Source organism: Mesorhizobium sp. dw_380, from assembly GCF_018588885.1.
Classification (GTDB): domain Bacteria; phylum Pseudomonadota; class Alphaproteobacteria; order Rhizobiales; family Rhizobiaceae; genus Mesorhizobium.
This window is the reverse complement of sequence record NZ_JAFFIW010000029.1, coordinates 26,811-50,464: the sequence shown is the minus strand read 5'-3', so window position 1 is coordinate 50,464 and position 23,654 is coordinate 26,811. Positions and strand designations below refer to the sequence as shown.

The 23,654-nt window shown below is 65.2% G+C and carries 23 protein-coding genes; 14 read left to right on the top strand and 9 right to left on the bottom strand.

What is annotated here, in order from left to right:
* The gene (locus JT360_RS23710) at positions 1-1,470 is read right to left on the bottom strand and encodes a sugar ABC transporter ATP-binding protein (RefSeq protein ID WP_214474573.1); all 1,470 of its coding nucleotides are present in this window, start codon (positions 1,468-1,470) and stop codon (positions 1-3) included.
* A 46-nt stretch (positions 1,471-1,516) separates the two neighbouring features.
* Complete coding sequence (locus tag JT360_RS23705) at positions 1,517-2,530, bottom strand: ABC transporter substrate-binding protein (RefSeq protein WP_214474572.1); 1,014 nt, start codon at positions 2,528-2,530, stop codon at positions 1,517-1,519.
* A gap of 206 nt (positions 2,531-2,736) precedes the next feature.
* Between JT360_RS23705 and JT360_RS23700 the strand changes: the two genes are divergently transcribed.
* The 5 genes from JT360_RS23700 to JT360_RS23680 all read left to right on the top strand — a co-directional run bounded on the left by JT360_RS23700 (position 2,737) and on the right by JT360_RS23680 (position 9,008).
* Positions 2,737-5,148: a glucan 1,4-alpha-glucosidase gene (locus JT360_RS23700; RefSeq protein ID WP_214474571.1), complete on the top strand. Its 2,412-nt coding sequence runs from the start codon at positions 2,737-2,739 to the stop codon at positions 5,146-5,148.
* 56 nt (positions 5,149-5,204) lie between these two features.
* Positions 5,205-6,218, top strand: coding sequence for a phosphogluconate dehydrogenase (NAD(+)-dependent, decarboxylating) (gene gnd, locus JT360_RS23695; protein ID WP_214474568.1), 1,014 nt, complete (start codon positions 5,205-5,207; stop codon positions 6,216-6,218).
* A 20-nt stretch (positions 6,219-6,238) separates the two neighbouring features.
* Positions 6,239-7,615, top strand: coding sequence for a glucose-6-phosphate dehydrogenase (gene zwf / locus JT360_RS23690; RefSeq protein ID WP_214474567.1), 1,377 nt, complete (start codon positions 6,239-6,241; stop codon positions 7,613-7,615).
* A 14-nt stretch (positions 7,616-7,629) separates the two neighbouring features.
* Positions 7,630-8,334: an ROK family protein gene (locus JT360_RS23685; protein WP_214474607.1), complete on the top strand. Its 705-nt coding sequence runs from the start codon at positions 7,630-7,632 to the stop codon at positions 8,332-8,334.
* Between the two features lie 209 nt (positions 8,335-8,543).
* On the top strand, positions 8,544-9,008 hold the full coding sequence (locus tag JT360_RS23680; RefSeq protein WP_214474565.1) for a Ros/MucR family transcriptional regulator: 465 nt from the start codon (positions 8,544-8,546) through the stop codon (positions 9,006-9,008).
* A 65-nt stretch (positions 9,009-9,073) separates the two neighbouring features.
* Here JT360_RS23680 and JT360_RS23675 read toward each other — a convergent pair whose 3' ends face one another.
* Complete coding sequence (locus JT360_RS23675; RefSeq protein ID WP_214474563.1) at positions 9,074-9,979, bottom strand: AraC family transcriptional regulator; 906 nt, start codon at positions 9,977-9,979, stop codon at positions 9,074-9,076.
* A 101-nt stretch (positions 9,980-10,080) separates the two neighbouring features.
* Between JT360_RS23675 and JT360_RS23670 the strand changes: the two genes are divergently transcribed.
* From JT360_RS23670 to JT360_RS23655, 4 genes are all read left to right on the top strand, one after another.
* Complete coding sequence (locus JT360_RS23670) at positions 10,081-10,818, top strand: SDR family oxidoreductase (RefSeq protein ID WP_214474562.1); 738 nt, start codon at positions 10,081-10,083, stop codon at positions 10,816-10,818.
* 102 nt (positions 10,819-10,920) lie between these two features.
* Entirely contained in the window at positions 10,921-12,021 is a 1,101-nt protein-coding gene (locus JT360_RS23665) for an aminotransferase class I/II-fold pyridoxal phosphate-dependent enzyme (protein WP_214474561.1), read from the top strand.
* Positions 12,022-12,178: 157 nt separating this feature from the next.
* On the top strand, positions 12,179-13,420 hold the full coding sequence (locus tag JT360_RS23660) for an MFS transporter (RefSeq protein ID WP_214474560.1): 1,242 nt from the start codon (positions 12,179-12,181) through the stop codon (positions 13,418-13,420).
* Between the two features lie 53 nt (positions 13,421-13,473).
* Positions 13,474-13,782, top strand: a complete 309-nt coding sequence (locus JT360_RS23655) for an NIPSNAP family protein (RefSeq protein ID WP_214474559.1) — start codon at positions 13,474-13,476, stop codon at positions 13,780-13,782.
* 59 nt (positions 13,783-13,841) lie between these two features.
* Here JT360_RS23655 and JT360_RS23650 read toward each other — a convergent pair whose 3' ends face one another.
* The 6 genes from JT360_RS23650 to hemC form a co-directional block, all read right to left on the bottom strand.
* Positions 13,842-14,555 (bottom strand): glutamine amidotransferase, encoded by a 714-nt coding sequence (locus tag JT360_RS23650; RefSeq protein WP_214474558.1) that lies wholly within the window; start codon positions 14,553-14,555, stop codon positions 13,842-13,844.
* Positions 14,556-14,573: 18 nt separating this feature from the next.
* Positions 14,574-15,053: a tellurite resistance TerB family protein gene (locus JT360_RS23645; protein WP_214474556.1), complete on the bottom strand. Its 480-nt coding sequence runs from the start codon at positions 15,051-15,053 to the stop codon at positions 14,574-14,576.
* 31 nt (positions 15,054-15,084) lie between these two features.
* Positions 15,085-16,686, bottom strand: coding sequence for a heme biosynthesis protein HemY (locus JT360_RS23640; protein ID WP_214474554.1), 1,602 nt, complete (start codon positions 16,684-16,686; stop codon positions 15,085-15,087).
* Positions 16,687-16,696: 10 nt separating this feature from the next.
* Complete coding sequence (locus JT360_RS23635; protein WP_214474553.1) at positions 16,697-18,163, bottom strand: COG4223 family protein; 1,467 nt, start codon at positions 18,161-18,163, stop codon at positions 16,697-16,699.
* A gap of 110 nt (positions 18,164-18,273) precedes the next feature.
* Complete coding sequence (locus JT360_RS23630) at positions 18,274-18,990, bottom strand: uroporphyrinogen-III synthase (protein ID WP_214474552.1); 717 nt, start codon at positions 18,988-18,990, stop codon at positions 18,274-18,276.
* A 1-nt stretch (position 18,991) separates the two neighbouring features.
* Positions 18,992-19,918, bottom strand: coding sequence for a hydroxymethylbilane synthase (gene hemC / locus JT360_RS23625; protein WP_214474551.1), 927 nt, complete (start codon positions 19,916-19,918; stop codon positions 18,992-18,994).
* Positions 19,919-20,073: 155 nt separating this feature from the next.
* Between hemC and tsaD the strand changes: the two genes are divergently transcribed.
* From tsaD to JT360_RS23600, 5 genes are read left to right on the top strand one after another with little or no spacing between them, the layout of a single operon-like run.
* Positions 20,074-21,159, top strand: a complete 1,086-nt coding sequence (gene tsaD, locus JT360_RS23620) for a tRNA (adenosine(37)-N6)-threonylcarbamoyltransferase complex transferase subunit TsaD (protein WP_214474606.1) — start codon at positions 20,074-20,076, stop codon at positions 21,157-21,159.
* A gap of 11 nt (positions 21,160-21,170) precedes the next feature.
* Positions 21,171-22,193 (top strand): NAD(P)H-dependent glycerol-3-phosphate dehydrogenase, encoded by a 1,023-nt coding sequence (locus JT360_RS23615; protein ID WP_214474605.1) that lies wholly within the window; start codon positions 21,171-21,173, stop codon positions 22,191-22,193.
* 37 nt (positions 22,194-22,230) lie between these two features.
* Positions 22,231-22,527: a YciI-like protein gene (locus JT360_RS23610; RefSeq protein ID WP_214474550.1), complete on the top strand. Its 297-nt coding sequence runs from the start codon at positions 22,231-22,233 to the stop codon at positions 22,525-22,527.
* Positions 22,528-22,562: 35 nt separating this feature from the next.
* On the top strand, positions 22,563-22,988 hold the full coding sequence (locus tag JT360_RS23605) for an EVE domain-containing protein (protein WP_214474548.1): 426 nt from the start codon (positions 22,563-22,565) through the stop codon (positions 22,986-22,988).
* Entirely contained in the window at positions 22,943-23,641 is a 699-nt protein-coding gene (locus tag JT360_RS23600; protein WP_214474546.1) for a class I SAM-dependent methyltransferase, read from the top strand. Before JT360_RS23605 ends, JT360_RS23600 begins: the two co-directional genes overlap by 46 nt.
* The last annotated feature ends 13 nt before the right edge of the window (positions 23,642-23,654 follow it).

The window sequence follows — 23,654 nt, the reverse complement described above, 5'->3', positions numbered from 1 at the left end:
TCAGGCCGCGTCGCCGAAGGAGGATTGGATGATCTTCTCGTCGGTCAGTTCGTCGCGCTTCAGATTGGCGACGATGCGGCCGTTCTTGAAGACGTAGATGTGGTCGCAATTGTCGAGCTCTTCGGTTTCCGTGGTGTACCAGAGGAAGGTGCGGCCGCGGCTCGCCTCTTCGCGCACGAGATCATAGACCTCGAGCTTGGTGCCGATGTCGACGCCGCGCATCGGATCGTCCATCAGCACGATCTGAGCATCCGAGCCGAGCGCGCGGGCGAACAGCGTTTTTTGCTGGTTGCCGCCTGACAGCGAAAAGATGTTGTTGTTCATGTCGGGCGTGCGGATGCCGATCTTCTTCTGCCAGAACTCGGCGAGTTCGGCCTCGCGTTGCGGCGAAATAAGCAGACCGTTGCGCAGGCGTGCCAGCGACCGGATGCCGATGTTTTCGGCTATCGACCATTGCGGGAAGATGCCGTCCGACTGGCGGTCGCCTGCCACCAGCGCCACCGGCGCGGTCACCTCGATGCCTGCCTTGGCGCGCGATGCGGCACCGAAGATCGCCAGCAGCAGGTCGGTCTGGCCATGGCCCGCCAGCCCGGCAAGGCCGATGATCTCGCCGGCACGGGCGACGAGGTCGGTGCCGTCCTTCTGTGTGGCGGGCCGCGCCCGGACCCGCAGCGGACTGGCTCCGGGCTTTGCGGCAGCGGCTTGCGCCGCGATCTTCTGGCGTGCTTCCGCCCCGCCCATCGCCATCACCAGGCGGTCGCGGTCGAAGGCGTTTGCCGCGTCGGCCACAACCACCTTGCCGTCGCGCATCACCACGATGCGGTCGGCGTTGTTCAGCACCTCGCCAAGCACATGCGAGATCAGGATGCAGCTTTTGCCATCGGCGACGAAACGGCGCACGAACGCCAGAAGTTGCCCCGCCGTATGCGCGTCGAGCGACGATGTCGGCTCGTCGAGGATAACGAGGTCGAGCCGGTCCTGCGTCACCGTGAAAGCGCGCGCCACCTCGACCATCTGGCGCCGGCCGATCGACAGGTCACCGACGATATCCGACGCCGAGATGCTGTGGCCGGGAAAGATCTCGTCGAGCTTGGCCGCGATCAGCTCGGCCGCCTTGCGCCTCCAGCCGAAGCCGGTGAGCGAGGCGTGGTTGATGCGCGTGTTCTCGGCGACCGAGAGATTGGGGCACAGCGACAGTTCCTGGAACACGCAGCGTATGCCGAGCTGCTGCGCCCGCGACACCGAGTAGTTGTCCTCGATGCCGCCATGCACGCCGATCTTGCCGCTGTCGGGCGTCAGCGTGCCCGCCACCATGTGCATCAGGGTCGATTTGCCGGCGCCGTTGTGGCCGACCAGGCCGACGCACTCGCCGGGCCCGACATGGAAATCCACCCCGTCGAGCGCGCGAACGGCGCCGAAATGTTTTTCGGCGCCGTTCAGTCTGATGATGTCGACGTTCCCTGCGGGCATGCTCAACGATATCCGGTCGGCCATGCAGGCGGCAACGGGGCAGCCATCACTTGATGTTGGCTTTGATGGCCGCGATGGCTTCTTCCTGCGTGTATTCGTGCGTGGCGACGCCGCCCTCCTTGATCTTCGGCAGCGCGGCCTCGAAATCGTCCTGGGTGAAGGCGAGATAGGGCACCAGGAGATCGTGCGGAATATCCTTGCGGCCGTCGAGCACCTGCTGTGCCACCCAGAAGGCGAGCGTCGACACACCTGGCGCGATCGAGGCCGACCAGGTCTTGTAACCGTCCTTCTCCTTCTGCTCCTTCCACCACTTCAGCTCGTCCTGCCGGTTGCCCATGATGATGGTCGGGCGCGGCTTGTTGGCGGCGGCGAAAGCCTGTGCGGCGCCATAGCCGTCACCGCCCTGGTCGACGATGCCGACGACATCGGGCAGCGACGGCAGGATGGTCGCCACCGCCTTCTGCGCCGTCGTCTGGTCCCAATCACCGGTCACCGAGCCGACGATCTTGAATTCGGGATGGGCGGCGACGCCTTCGAGGATGCCGGCATGGATGGCATCGTCGATCGAGGTGCCGGCAAGGCCGCGGATTTCCAGCAGGTTCCCGCCCTTGGGCTGGAACTTGGCCATCTGCTCGACTTCCTGCTTGCCCATGTCCTTGAAGTCGACGACGACGCGGTAGGCGCAGGGTTCGGTGACGATGCCGTCGAAGGAGACGACGACGATGCCCGCGTCGCAGGCCTGCTTGATGGCACCGTTGAGCGCGTCCGGCGAGGCGGCGTTGATGACGATGGCATCATAACCCTGCAGGATCAGGTTCTGCACCTGCGCCGCCTGGGTCGGCACTTCCTTGTCGGCGGTGGTGAAGACGTCGGCGGCCGCGACAACCTTGTCGTCGACCGCCTTCTTGGTGACGATGCCATAGCTGTCGAGCATCGCCTGCCGCCACGAATTGCCGGCGTAATTGTTGGAGAATGCGATCTTCTTGCCGCTGGTGTCGGCAAGCGCCGTGCCCGAGGCGAGCATCGCGGCAAGGGCGCCCAAGACGAACAGTTTCTTCATGTCATACTCCTCCCAAGAGTTGCTGGTGCTGCTGATTCCGCTGAAATCGTGCCTATGTTCCTGTTTTTTATCTATTGTCAGACAAATGCAGATGGCCGGCAAGCTGTCAACTGCAATCCGTGATCAGCCGCCGATCAACTTGCGGTGCAATGATTGAAATGGCTTCGGTGGATGGGTTAGGCATGCTCACAGGAGGCCAAACAAGCATGCCAGTGACGCCGATCGTTCCCCCGGGCGCACCGGGAATTCCGGCGCGCTGGACGTCGAGCGCCAAGAGCGGCGTCGGCACTTCGCTGTCGCCGGCTGGCCGTGTCTGGTTCACCATCAGCCACGGCATCCTGAACGAGGTGTACTATCCGCGCGCCGACAGCGCCTGCACCCGCGACCTCGGCCTGATCGTCACCGGCCCGAACGGCTATTTCAGCGAAGAAAAGCGCGATGCCGCGCATGCCATCGAACCCTTCGAGGACGGTGTGCCCGCCTATAGGCTGGTCAACACCGCGGATGACGGCGCCTACCGGATCGAGAAGCGCATCCTTGCCGATCCGGCGCGTCCGACCTTGCTGCAAGAGATCACCTTTGTTCAGCTCAAGGGCACTGTCGGCGACTACCGCGTCTACGCGCTTCTGGCGCCGCATCTGGTCAATGCCGGCATGGGCAACACCGCCTGGGTCGGCGACCACAAGGGAACGCCAGTGCTGTTCGCCTCGGGGCGCGGCACCTGCCTGGCGCTGGCCTCGTCGCTGCCCTGGCGAGACTGTTCAGCCGGCTATGTCGGCTTCTCCGATGGCTGGCAGCAGCTCAACCACACCGGCAAGCTCGATCCGGCTTGCCGGCGCGCCGAGGACGGCAATGTCGCGCTGACCGGCGAGATAGGCTTCACATCAGCAAAGACAAAGGCGGTGCTGGCGCTCGGTTTCGGCGCAACATCAAACGAGGCGGCTGAAAATGCCTTCGCCAGCCTGAGGCGAGGTTTTGAGCCGGCAGCGAAGTCCTACGTCCAGAATTGGCGCGAATGGCAGGCGGGGCTTTTGCCTCTGGACCGGCACGCGGCGTCGGGGATCGACAGCTACCGCGCCAGCACCGCCGTTCTGGCGACGCACCGCTCGATCGCCGTGCCGGGCGCGGCGGTCGCCAGCCTGTCCATCCCCTGGGGCTTCAACAAGGGCGACGACGACCTCGGCGGCTATCATCTGGTCTGGCCCCGCGATCTGGTCGAAACGGCGGGCGGCTTCCTCGCCGCCGGCGATGCCGCCTCGGCGCTGCGGATTCTCGAGTATCTGCGCTCGATCCAGCAGCCGGACGGCCACTGGCCGCAGAACGCCTGGCTCGACGGATCGGCCTATTGGCCGGGCATCCAGATGGATGAATGCGCCTTTCCGCTGCTGCTGGCCGACGCCTTGCATCGCGCGGGGCACCTGCCGCGCGCCAGGCTCGCCGGCGTCCTGCCGATGATCGAGCGCGCCGCGGCCTATGTCGTGCGCAACGGACCCGTTACCGGCGAGGACCGCTGGGAAGAGGATGCCGGCTACAGCCCATTCACGCTTGCCGTCGAGATCGCCGCATTGCTTGCCGCCGCCGACCTGCTCGACGCCAGCCGCAAGCCGGACGCGGCAACCTATCTGCGCGAGACCGCGGATGTCTGGAACGACCAGGTCGAGCGCTGGACCTATGTCACCGGCACGGCGATCTGCAAGGCGGCCGGCGTCGACGGCTATTATGTCCGCGTCGCGCCGCCCGACAGCGCCGACGCCGGTTCGCCGAAGGATGGCTATGTCCCGATCAAGAACCGGCCGCCCGGCGACACCGACCGGCCGGCGCAGGAAATCGTCAGTCCGGACGCACTGGCGCTGGTGCGCTTTGGCCTGAGGGCGGCCGACGAGCCGCGCATCGTCGACACGGTCAAGGTCATCGACGCGCAATTGCGCTGCGAATTGCCGCAAGGCCCGCTGTGGTACCGCTATAACAATGACGGCTACGGCGAGCACGAAGACGGCGCACCGTTCGACGGCATCGGCCAGGGTCGTCCGTGGCCGCTGCTCGCCGGCGAACGCGCCCACTACGAACTGGCGGCAGGGCGCAAGGATGCGGCGGTCACCCTGCTGGCGGCGCTGGAAGGCTCAGCCGGGCCGTGCGGCCTGTTGCCGGAGCAAGTCTGGGACGGCGCCGACCTGGCCGAGCGCGAATTGCGGCATGGCCGCCCCTCGGGCAGCGCCATGCCCCTGGTCTGGGCCCATTCGGAGCACATCAAGCTGTTGCGTTCGCTGCGCGACGGCGCCGTCTTCGACATGCCGCCGCAAGGCGTGAAGCGCTACATCGAGGACAAGACCGCGTCGCCATTCAGGACGTGGCGACCCAACAACAAGATCCGCACACTGCCCGAGGGCAAGACGCTGCGTATCGAACTGCTGACGGCGGCGACCGTCCACTGGAGCACCGACGACTGGGCGACCGCCCACGACAGCCATACGGCGCAAAATGCTTTCGGCATCCATCTTGCCGATCTGCCTGTCGCCAGCCTCCCGAAGGGAAGCACGCTCATCTTCACTTTTTTCTGGCCCGGAACCGGTGATTGGGAGAATGTCGACTTCTCCGTCATGTCAGTCGGGCAGGGATAGCCAGTAGATTCATCCTCGATATCCAGCAAATCTCCAGGAAAAACAGGGACGAAACCATGCAGATCGGAATGATGGGACTCGGCCGGATGGGCGCCAACATGGTCCGCCGCCTGATGCGCGACGGCCATGAATGCGTCGTCTACGACATCAACCCCGCCAGTGTCGCGGCCCTGGTCAGCGACGGCGCCTTGGGGGCGGCCTCCCTGACGGAATTCGTCGGCAAGCTCGCCAAGCCGCGCTGTGTCTGGCTGATGCTGCCGGCGGCGATAACCGGCAAGATCATCGATCAGGTCGCCGCCCTGATGGAGCCTGGCGACATCGTCATCGACGGCGGCAATTCCTACTATCACGACGCCGTCGACCAGGCCGCGAAACTGGCCACCAAGGGTATCCACCTTGTCGATGTCGGCACCAGCGGTGGTGTCTGGGGCCTTGAGCGTGGCTACTGCCTGATGATCGGAGGTCCCGACGTGGCGGTGCAGCACCTCGATTCGGTCTTCGCCACGCTGGCACCGGGCGCCGATGCCGGCTCCAATCCGCCCAGGGATGCCGGGACCGCGCCCTTCGGCTACCTGCATTGCGGACCGAGCGGCGCCGGCCACTTCGTCAAGATGGTGCACAATGGCATCGAATACGGCGTCATGGCCGCCTATGCCGAAGGCATGAACATCCTGAAATCGGCCAATGCCGGCAAACGGCAGCGCACCGCGGACGCCGAGACCAGCCCGCTGGAAAACCCGCAATACTACCAGTTCGACATCGACCTTCCCCAGGTGGCCGAGGTCTGGCGGCATGGCAGCGTCATCGGTTCCTGGCTGCTCGATCTCACCGCCGGCGCGCTGAAGGGCGATCCGGGCCTGGCGCAGTTCGGCGGCCGTGTTTCGGATTCCGGCGAAGGCCGCTGGACATTGAAGGCGGCCATCGACACCGGCGTGCCGGCGCCGGTTCTGTCCTCGGCGCTGTTCGACCGCTTCTCCTCGCAAGGCGAATCCGAATTCTCCGACAAGCTGTTGTCCGCGATGCGCTACGCCTTTGGCGGCCATGTCGAAAAAACGAAGGCCGGCAAGTGAGGGCGGCAGGGGAGACGCGCGTGAGCCAGGAACGGTCCGATACGCTGGTGCTCTTCGGAGCGACCGGTGACCTCGCCCACAAGAAGATATTTCCGGCCCTTTACCAGATGGTCGCCAAGGGCACGCTGACGGAACCTGTGATCGGCGTCGCCTTCGACGCCTGGGATTTGAAGCAGTTGCAGGCGCGCGCCCGCGACGGCATCGTCAATGCCATTGGCAAGATCGACGAGAACGTGTTCGCCAAGTTCGCCTCGCTGTTGCGCTATGTCAGCGGCGACTACCGCGATCCGGCCACGTTCGAGAAGCTGAAGACCGCACTTGGCAGCGCCCAGCGGCCGATGCACTACATGGCTGTGCCGCCGACCATGTTCGAGACCGTCGTCCAGGGTCTGGAGCAATCGGGCACCGCGCATGGCGCGCGGCTGATGGTGGAAAAGCCGTTCGGCCACGATTTGCAGTCCGCGCGCTGGCTGAACCGGGTGCTGCACCTGGTGTTCGACGAGCAGTCGATCTTCCGCATCGACCACTATCTCGGCAAGGAAGCGATCCAGAACCTGCTCTATTTCCGCTTCGCCAATTCCCTGCTCGAGCCGATCTGGAACCGCAACTTCGTCGAGAGCGTGCAGATCACCATGGCCGAGGATTTCGGCGTCGAGGGGCGTGGCCGCTTCTATGACGATGTCGGCTGTATCAGGGATGTCATCGAGAACCATCTGCTCAACATCCTCTTGCTTCTGGCCATGGAGCCGCCGGTCGGCCGCTCGGCCGACGATCTGATCGACGAAAAGGTGCAGGTGCTCCGAGCCATCCGCACCCTGACCAAGGACGATGTCGTGCGCGGCCAGTTTACCGGCTATCTCGCCGAGCCCGGCGTGGCGCCGAACTCGCCGGTCGAGACCTTCGCGGCGGTGCGTTTCTTCGTCGACACCTGGCGCTGGCAGGACGTGCCGTTCTTCATCCGCGCCGGCAAGAACATGCCGGTGCATGTCACCGAGGTGGTGGTGCGGCTGAAGCGGCCGCCGCTCGACGTCTTCGACCCGATCAAGCCCGCCGACCAGAATTACGTGCGCTTCCGCATCGACCCGCAGGTGGTGATCGCCATCGGCGCCCAGCGCAAGGCGTCCGGTGACGACATGGTCGGCGAGCAGGTGGAATTGACGGCGCTCGACGACAGCAAGGGCGACATGCCGCCTTACGAAAGGCTGATCGGCGACGCCATGAACGGCAATGGCCAGCTCTTCACGCGCCAGGATGCGGCTGAGCTTGCCTGGCGCATCGTCGGTCCGGTGCTCGGCGACACCACGCCGCCGCACCTTTACGAGCCGAAGACATGGGGACCGGCGGACGCCATGTCCGGCTTCGGGCCGCCCGATGGCTGGATCGACCCGGTGGCATGAGTGGAGGGGACGCGATGGCCAAGGCGGTGAAGCAACCAGCATCGGGCACCGAGAAGATCGTGCTGGCGATCGACATTGGCGGTTCGCACGTCAAGATCCTGACAAGCGACGGGGGCACCGAGCGCCGAGCCGATTCCGGACCGGATCTGACACCACAGCAGATGGTCGACACGGTGAAAAAGCTCGCCGAGGGCCTGTCCTACGACGTCATCTCAATGGGCTATCCGGGCCCGGTGCGCCACAACAAGCCGGTGCTCGACCCCATGAACCTGGGCAAGGGTTGGGCCGGCTTCGATTTCGCCGCGCAGTTCGGCAAGCCGGTCAAGGTGGTCAATGATGCGCTGATGCAGGCCATCGGCAGCTATGAGGGCGGGCGCATGCTGTTCCTGGGCCTCGGAACCGGCCTTGGTGCGGCGATGGTCTTCGACAATGTCGCCCAGCCGATGGAACTCGCCCATCTTCCCTACAGAAAAGGCAGGAGTTTCGAGGACTATGTCGGCGAACGCGGCCTGGAAAAGCGCGGCAAGAAGAAGTGGCGAGGATATGTTTTCGACGTCGTCAACCGGCTGCGCGCCGCCCTGCAGCCGGATTATGTCGTCATTGGCGGCGGCAATGTCGACAAGCTCGACGAACTGCCCGCCGACTCCAGGCGCGGTGACAACACACGCGCCTTCGAAGGCGGATTTCGTCTGTGGCGAGACAAGGCCTTGATCGTCTGATATTATTACAGTTTAGTATAGTTGTTCAAAATAATGTGTGACGCCACGCTAAATCATTGCGTTGTGCAGATTTGCCGACTAGGAATTCCGCCGCACGGCCCGGCGTGCTCCAACGGATACGCTAAAAACGCTTCAGCATTTTGATTTGTGCGTCGTCCTTTCGAAACGATCCCGATTTTCGAGGCCGCGCGCCATAGACGGAGGAAAGATTGACCGACGATAGCAACGACGCTCGCAAAGACATCGACCTTCTCGAGCTGACCGCTCACATCGTGTCCGCTTACGTCGAGAAGAACCGCTTGCCCGCCTCCGGCCTGGCTGACCTCATCGCCAGCGTCGCCACCTCGATCGGCAGCCTCGGCAGGCCGGCCGTGCCGGTGGCAGCACCCTTGGTTCCCGCGGTCAACCCGAAGAAGTCGGTGACGCCGGATTTCATCATCTGCCTCGAGGACGGCAAGAAGTTCAAGTCGCTGAAGCGTCACCTCGGCGTGCATTTCGGCCTGACGCCGGACGCCTACCGCGCCAAATGGGGCCTGCCGTCGGATTACCCGATGGTTGCCCCCAACTACGCCGCCTCGCGCTCGCAACTGGCAAAGTCGATCGGCCTCGGCCGCAAGGCCGCCGAAGTGGTGCCCGCCAAGGGCAAAGGCCGGAAGACCAAGGTTTCGGCCTGAGGCTAATTAGCCACACCCGCACGGCCAGGCGAATCCATCCAACGCCTTGCAGGGCGCTGCATCCATCATAATGCGGTCCGCTCCCGCATATATCGCGTCGGTGGCACGCCGACGTGGCGGGTGAATGCCACGCTGAACGTGCTTGCGGAACTGTAGCCGACACGTTCCGCGACTTCGCCGACACCTCCTTCGCTTCGGCGCAACAGATCCTTTGCCAGCGCCATGCGCCAGGCGAGCAGATATTCCATCGGGGCGACGCCCACCGCGCGCCTGAACCGCTCGAAGAAGGCTGAGCGGGAGAGAGCCGCCTCCCTTGCCAGTTGCACGACCGTCCAGGGCCGGGTCGGGCTTTCGTGCATTCGCCGCAATGCCACCGCAAGGCGCCCATCGGCAAGTCCGCGCAGAAGGCCCGGCGACGCCGCCGTCTCGGCCGTGGAGCGGAGCGCTTCGATGAGCAGAACCTCAAGCAGACGCGCCAGTATGACATCCCGCGCCGGCCGCTGCTCGCAGGATTCGTCGCCCACCAGCTGCACCAGCGTGGCGAGCCTGCGTTCGCCGCGAATGTGCACGAGTTGCGGCAGCAGCGAAACCAGCAAGGCGGCGTCGGGCGAGTCAAAGACGCAATAGCCGACGAGCAAGCGCACATCAGGCGGGCCGGTTTGAATACCGTGCCTGAATTCGCCATGCGGCAAAGCGACGGGCGAAGTCTCGAAATCCTCCGATTCCGGCGGCTCGAGGCTCGACATGGCGAAACCATAGGCCGCGGGAACCAGGACGAAGTCACCCGCCTGCAGTGTGATCGGCTCGTGCCCGTCGACAGCGAGGCGGGAGGAACCTTCGAGGATCGCACAGTAGAAAGGCTGCCCGGCTTCGGAGCGGCGAACACGCCAGCACCCGGCTCCAATGACGAGTTTGGAGAACCGGGCTTCGGGTTGCAGCAACGTAACCACCTCGGCGAGCGGATCGATCACTTCCGGACTCCTGCAAACGAAAGCTGGACTTCCAATTGTAGCAAGTCCTGCCATCGCCATCTACCCTCCTTGGCATTGCAATCGGCTGAAGGAGTCCCCCCATGAAAACCGTCCTGATTACCGGATGCTCATCCGGCTTCGGCCTCGAAACCGCTCGCTACTTCCTCGACCATGATTGGAAGGTCGTCGCATCGATGCGCACGCCACGCGAAGGCGTCCTGCCACGCTCCGAACATCTGCGGCTGCTGGCCCTCGATGTCACCGATTCCGAAAGCATTCGTCTGGCTGTGCAGGCCGCGGGGCCGATCGACGTCCTGGTCAACAATGCAGGCATCGGCGTTCTGAATGCCCTCGAGGGCACGTCGATGGAAATCGCCCGCGAGGTCTTCGAGACAAACACTTTGGGAACGATCGCGATGACGCGAGCCGTGTTCCCGCAGTTCAGGCAAAGGCAGGCCGGTGTGGTGGTGAACGTCACGTCGAGCGTGACCTTGAAGCCGCTGCCGCTGCTTTCCGTCTACACCGCGAGCAAGGCGGCTGTGAATGCGTTCACGGAGTCGCTTGCGCTGGAACTCAAGCCATTCAACATTCGCCTGAACCTGGTGTTGCCGGGACGGGCTCCGGAGACTCGCTTCGGTGAAAATGCACAGGCCCATCGGATGCAGGGTGGCTTCCCCGATGCCTATGCCGGCTTCGCACAAGGTGTCTTCGCCGAACGCGGGCCGTCTTCCGCCGTCACTCACGCGCTTGATGTCGCGGAAACGGTGTGGCGCGCGGCGAACGATCAGTCATGCCCGATGCGCTTGGCCGCCGGCGCCGACGCCGTGGCGCTGGCCTAGTCCTGCCAGGGCAACTGGACAGAAGCCTGCCGGCGAATCCGCCTTGGCAGGCCTCATGCTTTTGTGGCTTGGATGGAGCCGACAGGTTCTTGAGGGGAAGCCATGAACTACACCAGGATGGTGATCGAGAAAGAGGCGCCGGAGGAGTATGGCTATGACCGTATCCGCTACAATCTCTCCGAAAGCTCGATCGCCGACCAGAAACTCTCCGACATCGGCCTGTCGCTGCCGGATCTGACGCTTTTCTACGGCGAGCATCGCGGCGACAAGGACTTGCGCGCGCTGATCGCGGCGCAGGATGCCGGCGTCTCGCCCGATGACGTGCTGGTCACGGCCGGCGCCGCCGGCGCGCTGTTCATCATCTCGACCTCGCTTTTATCCGCGAGCGATCACCTCGTCGTCATCAGGCCCAACTACGCCACCAACATCGAAACCCCGAGGGCGATCGGCTGCGCCATCAGCTTTGTCGACCTGGCCTTCGAGCACGGCTTTGCCATCGATGTCGAGGCCATCAAGGCCGCGATGCGTCCGAACACCAGGCTGATCAGCGTCACCTGCCCGCACAACCCGACCGGCACGATGATGAGCCGCGCCGAACTTGACGCACTGGTGGCGCTGGCCGAGGCCAGCAACTGCCATCTGCTGGTCGACGAGACCTATCGCGACCTTTCCTATGGCAGGCGGCTGCCGTCGGCGGCCTCGCTGAGCAGGAAGGCGATCAGCGTCTCGTCGCTGTCAAAAGCCTTCGGTATTCCGGGCATCCGCATCGGCTGGCTGGTCACCAGGGATGCCTTGCTGCAGGAGACATTCCTCGCCGCCAAGGAGCAGATCGGCATCTGCGGCAGCGTCATCGACGAAGGCATCGCGCGCGGCATGTTGGAGCGCCGGGACGCCTTCCTGGCGACGCTGCTGCCCGAAATGGCCAACCGCCGCGACATCGTACAGGCCTGGATCGACCGCGAGCCGCTGGTCGACTGGGTGCGGCCCGAAGGTGGCGTCGTCGGCTTCCCGCGCCTGAACGTCGAAGCCGGCTTCGACCTCGACCGGTTCTATGTGAACCTGCTGGAAAACCATGGCACCTATGTCGGCCCCGGCCACTGGTTCGAAATGGAGAAGCGCTTCTTCCGCGTCGGCTTCGGCTGGCCGACGGAGGCCGAGTTGAGGGGCGGCCTTGACGCCATTTCTGCTGCGCTGAGGCAGTAACTTCATTGTGCGATCAACGGAACGGATCGAAAGTCCCTTGATCCAGGCTTAATTTTAACGCATATGCCCGCCGAACTTTATTAAGTTTCATTGGTCGGAACAGCGCCCACTTGGGAAGTGCCCCGCCGGTCAATGCTATCGCAACGGGGCCATATACATGACATCCCAATCGCAGATATCACCTGACCAGCGCTATGCCGCGTTCCGCCACCGCTCCTTCCTGAGCTATTGGGCGGCGCGGTTCCTCACCACATTCGCCACCATGATCGTGTCCGTCGCGGTCGGCTGGCAGATGTACGACCTGACCGGTGACCCGCTCGATCTCGGCCTGGTCGGCATCGTCCAGTTCCTGCCATCGCTGTTGCTGGTGCTGGTCACTGGCGTCGTTGCCGACCGCTTCGGCCGCCGCCTGATCATGGCGCTGGCGGTGGTGGTGGAAGCGATCTGCGCCCTGGCGCTGCTGCTTCTGACGCTGCGCGGCGTCAGCGGACCGCTGCCGATCTTCTGCGTGCTTGCCATGTTCGGCGTCGCTCGCGCCTTCTTCGGTCCGGCCTCGTCGTCGCTGTTCGCCAATCTGGTGCCGCCTCAGGATTTCGCCAACGCCATCGCCTGGAACTCGTCGGCCTGGCAGACGGCGACCATCGTCGGTCCGGTCGCCGGCGGCCTGCTCTACGGCGTATCGGCTGAGGCCGCCTATGGCACCGCCGCCGTCCTGATGCTGTTGGCCGGGCTGCTGATCTTCACCATCCCGAGGCCGGCCCAGCGCAGCGAAACCGACAAGCCTACCATGCAGACCCTGTTTGCCGGCTTCAGTTACATCTGGAGCGAGAAGATCGTGCTCGGGGCCATCTCGCTCGATCTCTTCGCCGTGCTTCTCTCCGGTGCCTCGGCATTGCTGCCGATCTATGCGCGCGACATCCTGCAGCTCGGCCCCTGGGGCCTCGGCCTGCTGCGCTCGGCGCCCGGCGTCGGCGCCATCTGTGTCGCCATCTGGCTGGCCGGACATCCGATCCGCAACCATGCCGGCATCATCATGCTCGGCTTCGTGGCTGCGTTCGGCGCCTTCACCGTGCTGTTCGGCCTGTCGACCATCACCTGGCTGTCGATCGCAGCACTTGCCTTCCTTGGCGCCACCGACATGTTCAGCGTCTATATCAGGGAGACCCTGATCCAGCTGTGGACGCCGGACCATGTCCGCGGCCGCGTCAACGCGGTCAACCAGGTCTTCGTCGGCGCCTCCAACGAGGTCGGCGAATTCCGCGCCGGCACGATGGCGGCGCTGATCGGCACGGTGCCCGCGGTCGTTATCGGCGGCGTCGGCGCGATCGCCGTCGCCGGACTGTGGATGGTGCTGTTCCCGCAACTGCGCAAGGTGCGCCACCTCAACGGGCGAAACTGATGCTTTCTCGCTGACGGTCGGCACGATACATCGCCCCTATCACAGGACCCCCAATGATCACCTGTTACCTGAAATATGTCATTGACCCGTACAAACTTGCCGAGTTTGAAGAATATGGCCGTCGCTGGATCGGCCTGGTCAATCGCCTCGGCGGAAATCATCATGGCTATTTCCTTCCGAGCGAAGGAGCGAGCAATCTCGCTTATGCCATGTTCAGCTTCCCGAGCCTCGCTGACTACGAGGATTATCGCAAGCGCATGGCTGCCGACCCGGAATGCCAGGATGTGTTTGAAATGGAAAAACGCAATCGCAGCATTCTGAGCTATGAGCGCAGCTTCCTGCGGCCGGTGCTCGAACCCTAGAGCCGGACGATTCCAGGTCGAATTTGACCTGAACCCGCCTCCAAATCGAAAAGATAGAGCTATCGTGCCGGCTTGCCGAAAACCGTCCGCAGGAACTCGTCCAGCCAGCGCTTCAGATGTAAGTCCCAGATCAGCCGGCCGCCAAGGTGATCGCGGCCTGGCTGCGCGCCCGGCAGCTCGAAGCGATGCGCGCCGCGCACCACCCAGCGCTGCATCATCACCCTTGTCAGTTCGCCATGGAACTGGAGGCCCCAGGCATTGTCGCCATAGCGGAAGGCCTGGTTGGGATAGGTGTCGGCTGTCGCCAGCAGCGTCGCGTCCCTGGGCAGCGAAAACCCCTCGCGGTGGAACTGGTAGACCATCTCGGGCCAATGCATCAGCCTCTTGCCCGCCTCGGTCGCCCTGAGCGGATACCAGCCGATCTCGACCAGCCCTTCGCCGTGCCCCTCGACCCGGCCGCCGAGATGGTTGACCAGCATCTGCGCGCCAAGGCAGATGCCCAGCAGTGGCCGGTTTTCCCTGAGCGGGATTTCCAGCCAGTTGGTCTCGCGGCGGACGAACTCGTCCTCGTCATTGGCGCTCATCGGCCCGCCGAACACCACCGTGCCGGCATGGCCATCCAGCGTTTCCGGCAAGGCGTCACCCAGCGGCGGGCGGCGGATGTCGAGCTCGAAGCCCTCTTCCAGGAGCATGTGGCCGACGCGTCCGGGGCTCGAATTCTCCTGATGCAGCACGATCAGGATTTTTGGCTTCGAACGCGTCCTGGGTGACATCGTTGCGCGAGATCCCTTCTATTCGTCGCTCGAGGTTCCACGGGCGCCCGGCGCGTGCGCTGCCGCCTTCTGGCGCGCCTCGACGCGGTCGCGGCGTTCGACGCCGATCAGTTCGGCGACGCGCCACACCGTGTTGTCCTCGAGTTCGTGCAGCTCGCCATCGGCATAGACGATCTCCCACATCAAGCCGATGAACGCCTTGCGGCCCTCCGCGTCGAGATGGCGCTTGAGCACGCTGGTGAAGGCATAGAGATCGATCGCCTCATTGTCCGCCCGCTCGCCGGCGGCCGCGAGCGCTTCGACTTCGGCGCCGCTGATCGAATAGCTCTCCGCCAGCACCGCCTTGAACCGCTCCCACTCGACATCCTGGCGCACGCCGTCGGCATTCATCACATGATAGAGCAGCGCAGAGGCGGCGACGCGCGGATCGTCGGCGCTGCTGCGCGCGCCGGCGCCGGCCGGCAAATCCCTGAGAAACGACAGAACGCGCTCGAACATCAATCCATTCCCGACGGCCCCAATGGCCGAATCAAAACAGCCGGAACCGGCGTGGTGACTTTTCCGCCTCGTCGTCCGGATCGACGCCCGGATCGTCAGGTAAGCGCGTCAGCTCTTCGGCCGGCTCGACGGCCTCGGCATCGGCCGGCACCGCCGCGAACGCCGCCGCGGTGACCGGGGTGACATGGTCCTCCCGGCTTTCGGCGTCCTTGCCTGTTGCCTCGTCACCTGCCGTCGCATGATCGATCGCGTCGATCGGCTTTTCGCTGGCCGGCTTCGCCAACGCTTCGATGACCGGCACGGCGGCGTCAGGCGCATCGTCGTGGCTGTCGATCAGCTGGCCAATCCGCTCCATCGGCGCGCGCCACTCGAAGGCGTCGAGCCGTCCGGTGACCGGCGATACCGGCCCCCAGCGCTCCGAAACGACGCCGTCGGCCACCCAGGCCGGATCACGCGGCGCCCGCACCGCCTTGGAGAGCAGCTGCCGCACCTTGCCCTGGTCGCTGGTCTCGGCCTCCTCGATATCGGCCAGGAGCAGATAGGCGCCTTCGCGGCGGTCCATCCGGATCGCAGCCTCGGCCTCGCGGCGGGCGGTCGAAAAATCCTGCGCGTCGAGCGCGGCACGCGCCACCGTCATCGACGATTCGGCGTGGTTCTTCTTCATCTCCTGCAGCTTCTTCGCCCGGTTGAGGCGGTCGAGCACCGCGTCGCCCGGACGGGCATGGGTGTAGAGTTCGGCGATCTCGGGATGCGGCTCGGCCTTCCACGCTGCTTCGAGGATCTTCGAGCCCTTGCGTACATCGTTCTGCTTGAACAGCGCGGCGGCGGCGGCAACGGCGGCGGGCGCGAAATCCGGCCGCAGCTTGTTCGCCTCCAGCGCTGCGGTCCTTGCAGCAGAAGGATCGCTGTCGGCGAGCGATTGCGCCTTGGCGGTCAACAGCACGGCACGCCGGCGGTTGGCGGCGTCGCGTTCGATCTGCCGTGTCGACTTCTGCGCATCGACGAGTTTCAAGGCACCGTCCCAATCACCGCGCGCGGTCAGCTCCTCCAGCGTCGATTCGGCCGCCCAGGCCAGTTGCGGTGCCATTGCGGCGGCACGCCCGGCATAGTGCCGGGCGGCATTTCGGTCGCCCAGCCGTTCGGCTTCCAGGTAAAGCCCGCGCAGGCCGAGCAGCCGCATTTCGGGATCGTCGAGCATGCTCTCGAATTTCTGCCGCGCGCCCTCATGGTCGCCCTCGAGCAGCGACGCCTGTGCCTCGAGCAGATGGATCAGCGGTTCCTGGTCGGAGCGGATCAGCTTGGCCGCTTCCTTGGTCTTCTTGCGGGCCAGCGCGCCGTCGCCGGCGCCGGCGGCGATCATGCCGGTCGACAGCGCCTGATAGCCGCGGTCGCGGCGGCGCACGCGGAAATAGCGCGAGATGGTGTAGGGGCTGTTCCACAGCGACTTGATCAGCCACCACAGGATCATCACCGCGGCGACGACGGCAACGACGGCCACCGCCGCCACCATCAGACTGACCTGGTACTGATAGCCGTTGAAGGTGACGACCATGTCGCCCGGCCGGTCGGCCAGCCAGGCAAAACCCAACCCGAGCGCAAAGACGACGATGAGGAAGGCGAGCAGGCGGATCATCGTGTTGCCCTCATGCCTTCATCGCGCCGGAGATCAGTGCGTCGACCTGTGTTTCGACCTCGATGCGCGCCTTCAGTTTGCCGGCAAAGTCGGCGCCCGCGGCCTTCGCGGCCTCCGGCAGCGTGTTGTATTCGCTGAGCGCCTTGGCGTAGTCGCCCTGGTTGACCGCAACTTCGATGCGCGCCACGGTTTCCGGCGCGCCGGCACCTTCGACCGCGCCGATCGGCCGGACCTTGACCAACGATTCGGCGCTCGACATCAGGTTCTGCAGGAAGCCGGCGTTCTGGTCGACCGGCGTCGCGGCTGCGATCATGGCATTGGCGGCGGCATCCATCTGCGAGGCGATCTCGGTGCGGGTCGGGACGCCTTTCTCGGCATAGGGGCGCAGCGTCGCGATTTCCGGTGCGTTCGGCGAAATCGCGGCCAGCGTATCGAGTTCGGCCGAGAACGGCGCACCGCGTTCGAGCGCCGCCGCCTTCAGCGCCGAAGCGGCGATGGCGAGCGCGATCTTCGGCTGAGATGCCTGGGCATCGACCTTGCCGGAGAGCTGCGACACCGATTGTTCGAGCGCGGCAAGCCGGCCTTCCTGCGCCTTCGCCGCCTCACTGGTCGACTTCACCAGCGCATCGAGGCCGACCATTTTTTCGTTGAGCGGGCCAAGATCGACCGGTGCCGTGCTGCCGGCCTTGCCCAGCGCTGCAACCGCCGTCTCGATCTGCTTGACCTTGTCGCCCAGTGCGGCAAGCCCGGCATTGTCGCCCGCGCCGCCTTTTTCGACCGCCGATTTCAGGGCCGCGACATCGCTCTTGACCTGATCGAGTGCCGTCGACAGGCCGTCGACCTTGGCCGACGCGTCGGCGTTGCCGCCGGTTTCCTTCAGGCCGGCGATTTCGCTCTTCAGCGTGGCGATCTCGCCGTTGACGGCGTCGAGCGAGACGCGGGCGCCGGAACCCGGCGCGCCGAGCAGGCCGGCAAACTGCAGGCCGCCGGCGCCGACCAGCGCGATGACACCGCCGATGATACCGGCGGCGATGCCGTTGAGGCCGCCACGCTTCGGCTGCGCTGCCATCGGTTGGCTCCTTGCCTCGGTTTTTCCCGAAGCCGCCTTGGTCTCGCCGGTCTTCGTGCTAGCGTCCTCAAAACTGTAGTCGCGGCTGGGCGGCGCATCCGAACCGGGATAGGGCATTTCCGGTTCGGCGGCCTTGCCCTCTGCCGGCGCGTCGGCCGCGGCGGCATCAGAATGCTCCCAGGGTTCGAGATCGGCCTGGTCGGCATGCACCGGCTCTTCCGGAGCCTCCGGCTGCGAGGCGTTCGCGGCTTCCTCGGCCTTCGCTTCGTCGGTCTGGGCCGCATTCCCGTCCCCGGCATCCTTGCCGGTATCCTCGTCGACGATGCGGGAGACGGCGCCGGGTTCGAGATCGATCGTCACCGGCTCGCGGCGGCTTTTCGAGTGTCGCATCTTCGGCGTCTTGACCATGGCTGGGCTCCGCAAAATTCGCTTCGTCTCAACGCCTGGCGGCGCGTGATGGTTCGGAAAGGGTCTAGCACATCACCAAGCGGTGAAAAGGGGTGGTGTGATGACGCGGCTCAGACCCGCATATCCAAAAGGGCCAGCAGCGCCTCCTCGTCGGGCCGTGCGGCAATGCCGATTGCTTTGCCGGCGCTGTCGCCAAACGCGGCCGCAATGCGGGCGGAAAGCGCCAAAAATCGTGTCTTTTCAAAGAGCCCTTTCAAAGCAGGCCTGCTGGTCAAGACCTGCATGGCGGCAGCTGCGTTAGCCGAATAGAGCAGCACCGCATCGACCGGCTGGCCTGACGTCAGCGCAAGGATGGTCTCGTCCGGGTACCACACCGCTGATGTGTCGTATGTTTCAATGGCGAAGACCTGGACTCCAGCCGCGTCCAGCCTCTGTTCGAACACCGCAAACCGTACGCGCCCGCAGAGATAGACGATCACCTTGCCGGGAAACGCCGCCGCGATGCTTTCGGCCAGCGCCTCGGCATCCCCCGGACCCTCGGTCACGGACAAGAACCCTGCATTGCGCGCGGCCTCGGCCGTCCGCTTTCCCACGGCGTGGCAAGGCAAGGCAGCAAGAGCCGCCATTACCTCTTTTGCGGCATGGCGCACGGCGTTGGCGCTGGTGACGGCAACGGCGACAGCGTCACCCGGAACCTGTCCGGCGTCCACGGGCAAGGCCACGGTTTCGGTCAACGGCAGGAGAACCGGCTGAAAACCCGTCTCCAGAAGCCGCCGTGCCGTGCGCGAAGCGCCCGGTTCCGGCCTGGTCACCAGGACGCGAAGCATTTCAGAGCCAGCCGGCGAAGAACTCTTCGCCGGCTTTGGCCCGCACCGTTCTCGCGGCTTCCGTGCCGATGCGGGCGGCGTCCTGCGCCGCTCCCTGCAGCTCGACCGTGTGCGACTGCGTGCCGTCGGGCGAGATGATCAGGCCGGCAAAGGAGAGTTTTCCGGCCTCGATGGCCGCATAACCGGCGATCGGCGTCCGGCAGGAGCCGTCGAGCGCCGCCAGGAAGGCGCGCTCGCAGGCGAGCGCCTGTCCGGTCGGCACATCATGGATCGCCACCAGCATCTTTTCGACGGCGCGATCGCCGATGCGGGTCTCGATGCCGATCGCGCCCTGGCCCGGCGCCGGCGGAAAGATGTCGAGCGGCATCAAATCGCTGACAACGTGTTCCAGGCCCAGCCGTTTCAACCCGGCATAGGCGAGTATGGTACCGGCGGCGACGCCTTCGTCCAGCTTGCGCAGGCGCGTCTGCACATTGCCGCGGAACATCACCACGTCGAGATCCGGCCGCATGCGGCGGATCAGCGCCTGCCGCCTGAGCGACGACGACCCGACCTTGGCCCCGCGTGGGAGTTCGGCGATGGTTTTCGCCGCCTTGCCGACAAAGGCGTCGCGGGCATCCTCGCGCGGCAGGAAGGCGGAGAGCTCCAGGCCGTCGGGCAGCTGCGTCGGCATGTCCTTGGACGAATGCACGGCAATGTCGATCGCGCCCGCCAGCAGCGCCTCCTCGATCTCCTTGGTGAACAGGCCCTTGCCGCCGGCTTCCGAAAGCGGACGGTCCTGGATACGGTCGCCGCTGGTCGAGATGACGACCACCTCGAATGCCTCCGCCGGTAGGGCATGGGCGGTCATCAGCCGCGCCTGCGTTTCATGCGCCTGCGCCAGTGCGAGCGGGCTGCCGCGTGTTCCGATTTTGAAGATTGTTTGCATGGCGCGCCGTCCGTGATAACCCCCGACCGTAGCATTTGCAGCCAAGTGGAGCCACTTGGCGTCGCAGAAATGCGACTGAGATAACCGAGGCGTTCGGGGCTTTCTCCTAGCGGGGAAAGCCTCACGACACAATCTTCGAGGGCAGCGACGAATTGATCCGCGTTCTGGGCATTGAGACGAGTTGCGACGAGACCGCCGCCAGCGTCGTGGCGCTGGAGGGCGACGCCGCGCCGAAAATCCTGTCAAACGTCGTGCTCAGCCAGATCGAGGAACATGCCGCTTTCGGCGGCGTCGTGCCCGAAATCGCCGCACGCGCCCATGTCGAGGCGCTGGACGGCATCATCGAGGCCGCCCTTGCCGATTCGAGCACCGCGCTTGCCGATATCGATGCGATCGCGGCCACCGCCGGCCCCGGCCTTGTCGGCGGCCTGATCGTCGGGCTGATGACGGCCAAGGCGATCGCGGCGGCGGCGGGCAAGCCGCTGATCGCCATCAATCACCTTGAAGGCCATGCCTTGACCGCCAGGCTGACCGACGGGCTCGATTTCCCCTATCTGCTGCTGCTGGTCTCCGGCGGCCACACGCAGATCCTGGCCGTGCGCGGCGTCGGCGACTATCAGCGCTGGGCGACCACCATCGACGACGCGCTCGGCGAAGCCTTCGACAAGACGGCCAAAATGCTCGGTCTGCCCTATCCCGGCGGTCCGAACGTCGAAAAGGCGGCACAACCGGGCGATGCCTCGCGCTTCGCCTTTCCGCGTCCGATGAAAGGCTCGGCGCAGCCTGATTTCTCCTTCTCCGGTTTGAAGACTGCGGTGCGGCAGGCGGCGACGGCCATCGAGCCTCTGAGCGATCAGGACGTCGCCGACATCTGCGCCTCGTTCCAGGCGGCGGTTGCCGATGCGCTTGCCGACCGCGTTTCTCGCGCGCTGGCACGGTTCAGCGAAACATTTCCCGGCACAGAAAATCCGGCACTGGTGGTTGCCGGCGGCGTTGCCGCCAACCGCACGATCAAGGCGACGCTTGAGCGGCTCTGCACTGACGCCGGCTTCACCTTCGTCGCGCCGCCGCTGAAACTTTGCACCGACAATGCGGCGATGATCGCCTGGGCCGGCATCGAACGCCTGCGCGAAGGCATGGCGCAGGAGAACGGCTTCGACTTCGTGCCGCGTTCGCGCTGGCCGCTGGACAGCATCTCGGCGCCGATGGTCGGCTCCGGCCGGCGCGGAGCCAAGGCATGACCGAGGCGAGCATGATCGAGGGAGGCATGAGCGGCAGCGGCACTGCGCCAACCGGCTGGCGCGTTGCCGTGCTCGGCGGCGGGGCCTGGGGCACCGCTTTGGCGCTGGCCATGCTGCGCGCCGGCCATTTCGTCCGCCTTTATGCGCGCGACCCCGACACCGTCGCCGCGATCGACCGCGGCGAAAATCCACGCTATCTGCCGGGCGTCGCGCTCCAGGCCGGCATCGTGGCGACGAGCAACGTTCAGGCGGCGCTCGACGGCGCCGATTGCGTGCTGGCGGTGGCGCCAGCGCAATCGCTGCGCGCCATGCTGGCAGCCACCAAGCCGCATATGCCTCCCGGCATACCGCTTGTTCTCTGCGCCAAGGGTATCGAGCGCGACACCGGCGCCTTGCTGTCGGCCATCGTCGAAGAGATCCTGCCGCAAAACCCGGTCGCGGCGTTATCCGGCCCAAGCTTCGCCAGCGATGTCGCCCGGGGATTGCCGACGGCGGTGGTGGTCGCCGCCCGCGACGAGACCTTGGCCGCCGACATTGCCGCCCGCTTTTCCGCGCAAAACCTGCGCTGCTATTCGAGCGACGATCTGATCGGCGTCGAGATCGGCGGCGCGCTGAAGAATGTCTTTGCCATTGCCGCGGGTGCCGTCACCGGCGCCGAGCTCGGCGCCAGTGCCCAGGCCGCCATGGTGACGCGCGGCTTCGTCGAACTGCGCCGCATCGGTGCCGCCTTCGGTGCCAGGCCCGAAACCTTGATGGGACTTTCCGGCCTTGGCGACCTGTTGCTGACCTGCTCGTCGGCGCAATCGCGCAATTTCGCCTATGGGCTGGCGCTCGGGCAAGGCAAGCCGCTTTCCGGACTGCCGCTGGCCGAGGGCGTGCCGACGGCAGCCATCGCCGCCCGCATCGCCGCCGAGCGCGGCATCGATGCGCCGATCATCGCCGCCGTGGCGGCCATACTGGATGGCAACATCACCATAAGCCAGGCTGTGACGGCCTTGATGACCCGGCCGCTGAAGACCGAAACCAACGATTGATCCCCCCAACCTCGACCCTAAGACCAGGAGAAAGACCATGCTGTTTGCGTTGATTTGCAAGGACAGGCCGGGAAAGCTGCAGGTGCGCCTCGACACGCGGCCCGAGCATGTCGCCTTTCTCGAAGGATTGAACGGCGAGAAGAAGCTCGCCTTTGCCGGTCCGTTCCTTGATGCCGAAGGCAAGCCCAACGGCAGCCTGGTGGTCGTCGAGGCGCCTGATATGGCCGGCGCCCAAGCCTTGTCGGCCGCCGACCCCTACGCCAAGGCCGGGCTGTTCGAAAGCGTTGAAATCCGCCAGTGGAACTGGACCTTCAACAAGCCTGCGGTTAGTTAAATCCTGCTCGCTGGAGCGCAAGGAGGAGCAAAGACATGAACTACTGGCTGTTCAAATCCGAACCTTCGGTCTTCTCCTTCGAGGCGCTGAAGGCCAAGGGCAAGGCCGGCACGCAATGGGACGGCGTGCGCAATTACGCCGCCCGCAACAATATGAAGGCGATGCAGATCGGCGATCTCGGCTTCTTCTACCATTCCAATGAGGGGTTGAACGTGGTCGGCATCGCCGAGGTCTGTGCGCTGGCCCATCCTGACAGCACGACTGACGACCCGCGCTGGGAATGCGTCGACATCCGCGCCGTCAAGGACATGCCCAACCCGCCGACGCTGGAAGAGGTCAAGGCCAATCCCAAGCTTGCCGACATGGCCCTGGTGCGGCTCGGCCGGCTTTCCGTGCAGCCGGTCACGCCGGCCGAATGGAAGGAAGTCTGCCGCATGGGCGGCCTGACGCCAGCTCCGTGACGGCGCTCACCCCGCACGGCGCGAGGCAGTTCATCCTCGACAACACGGCGCTGATGGCGCCGCCGCACGTGCCGGAAATTCTTCTGCACCTCGCCGATGAAGCGCACGAATTGTGGCAGCGGACCGAGGACGAACTTGTTGAGATCGGCCTGCCGCCGCCCTTCTGGGCGTTTGCCTGGGCCGGCGGCCAGGGCCTCGCCCGCTATGTCATAGACAATCCCGACAGGGTGCGGGGCAAGCGCGTGCTCGACTTCGCCTCGGGTTCCGGCCTCGTCGCCATTGCCGCCGCCAAGGCGGGTGCCGCCGCGGTAACCGCCGCCGATATCGACCCGTTCTGCGCCACCGCGATCCGCCTCAACAGCGAGGTCAATGATACCAGGATCGAATTCCTCGGCACGGACTGCGTCGGCACCGATGCTGGCTGGGACGTGATCCTGGCCGGCGACGTCTTCTACGACAAGTCTTTCGCCGACCGGCTGACGCCGTGGTTCGCGACGCTCAAGGCGCGTGGCGCCGATGTCCTGGTCGGCGATCCCGGCCGCTCCTATCTGCCGCGATCGGGGCTGGAGCCGTTAGGCCTCTACGAGGTGCCGGTGACGCGGGCACTCGAGGATGCCGAGATCAAGCGCACCACTGTCTGGCAACTTGCTTGACGTCATCGCCGAA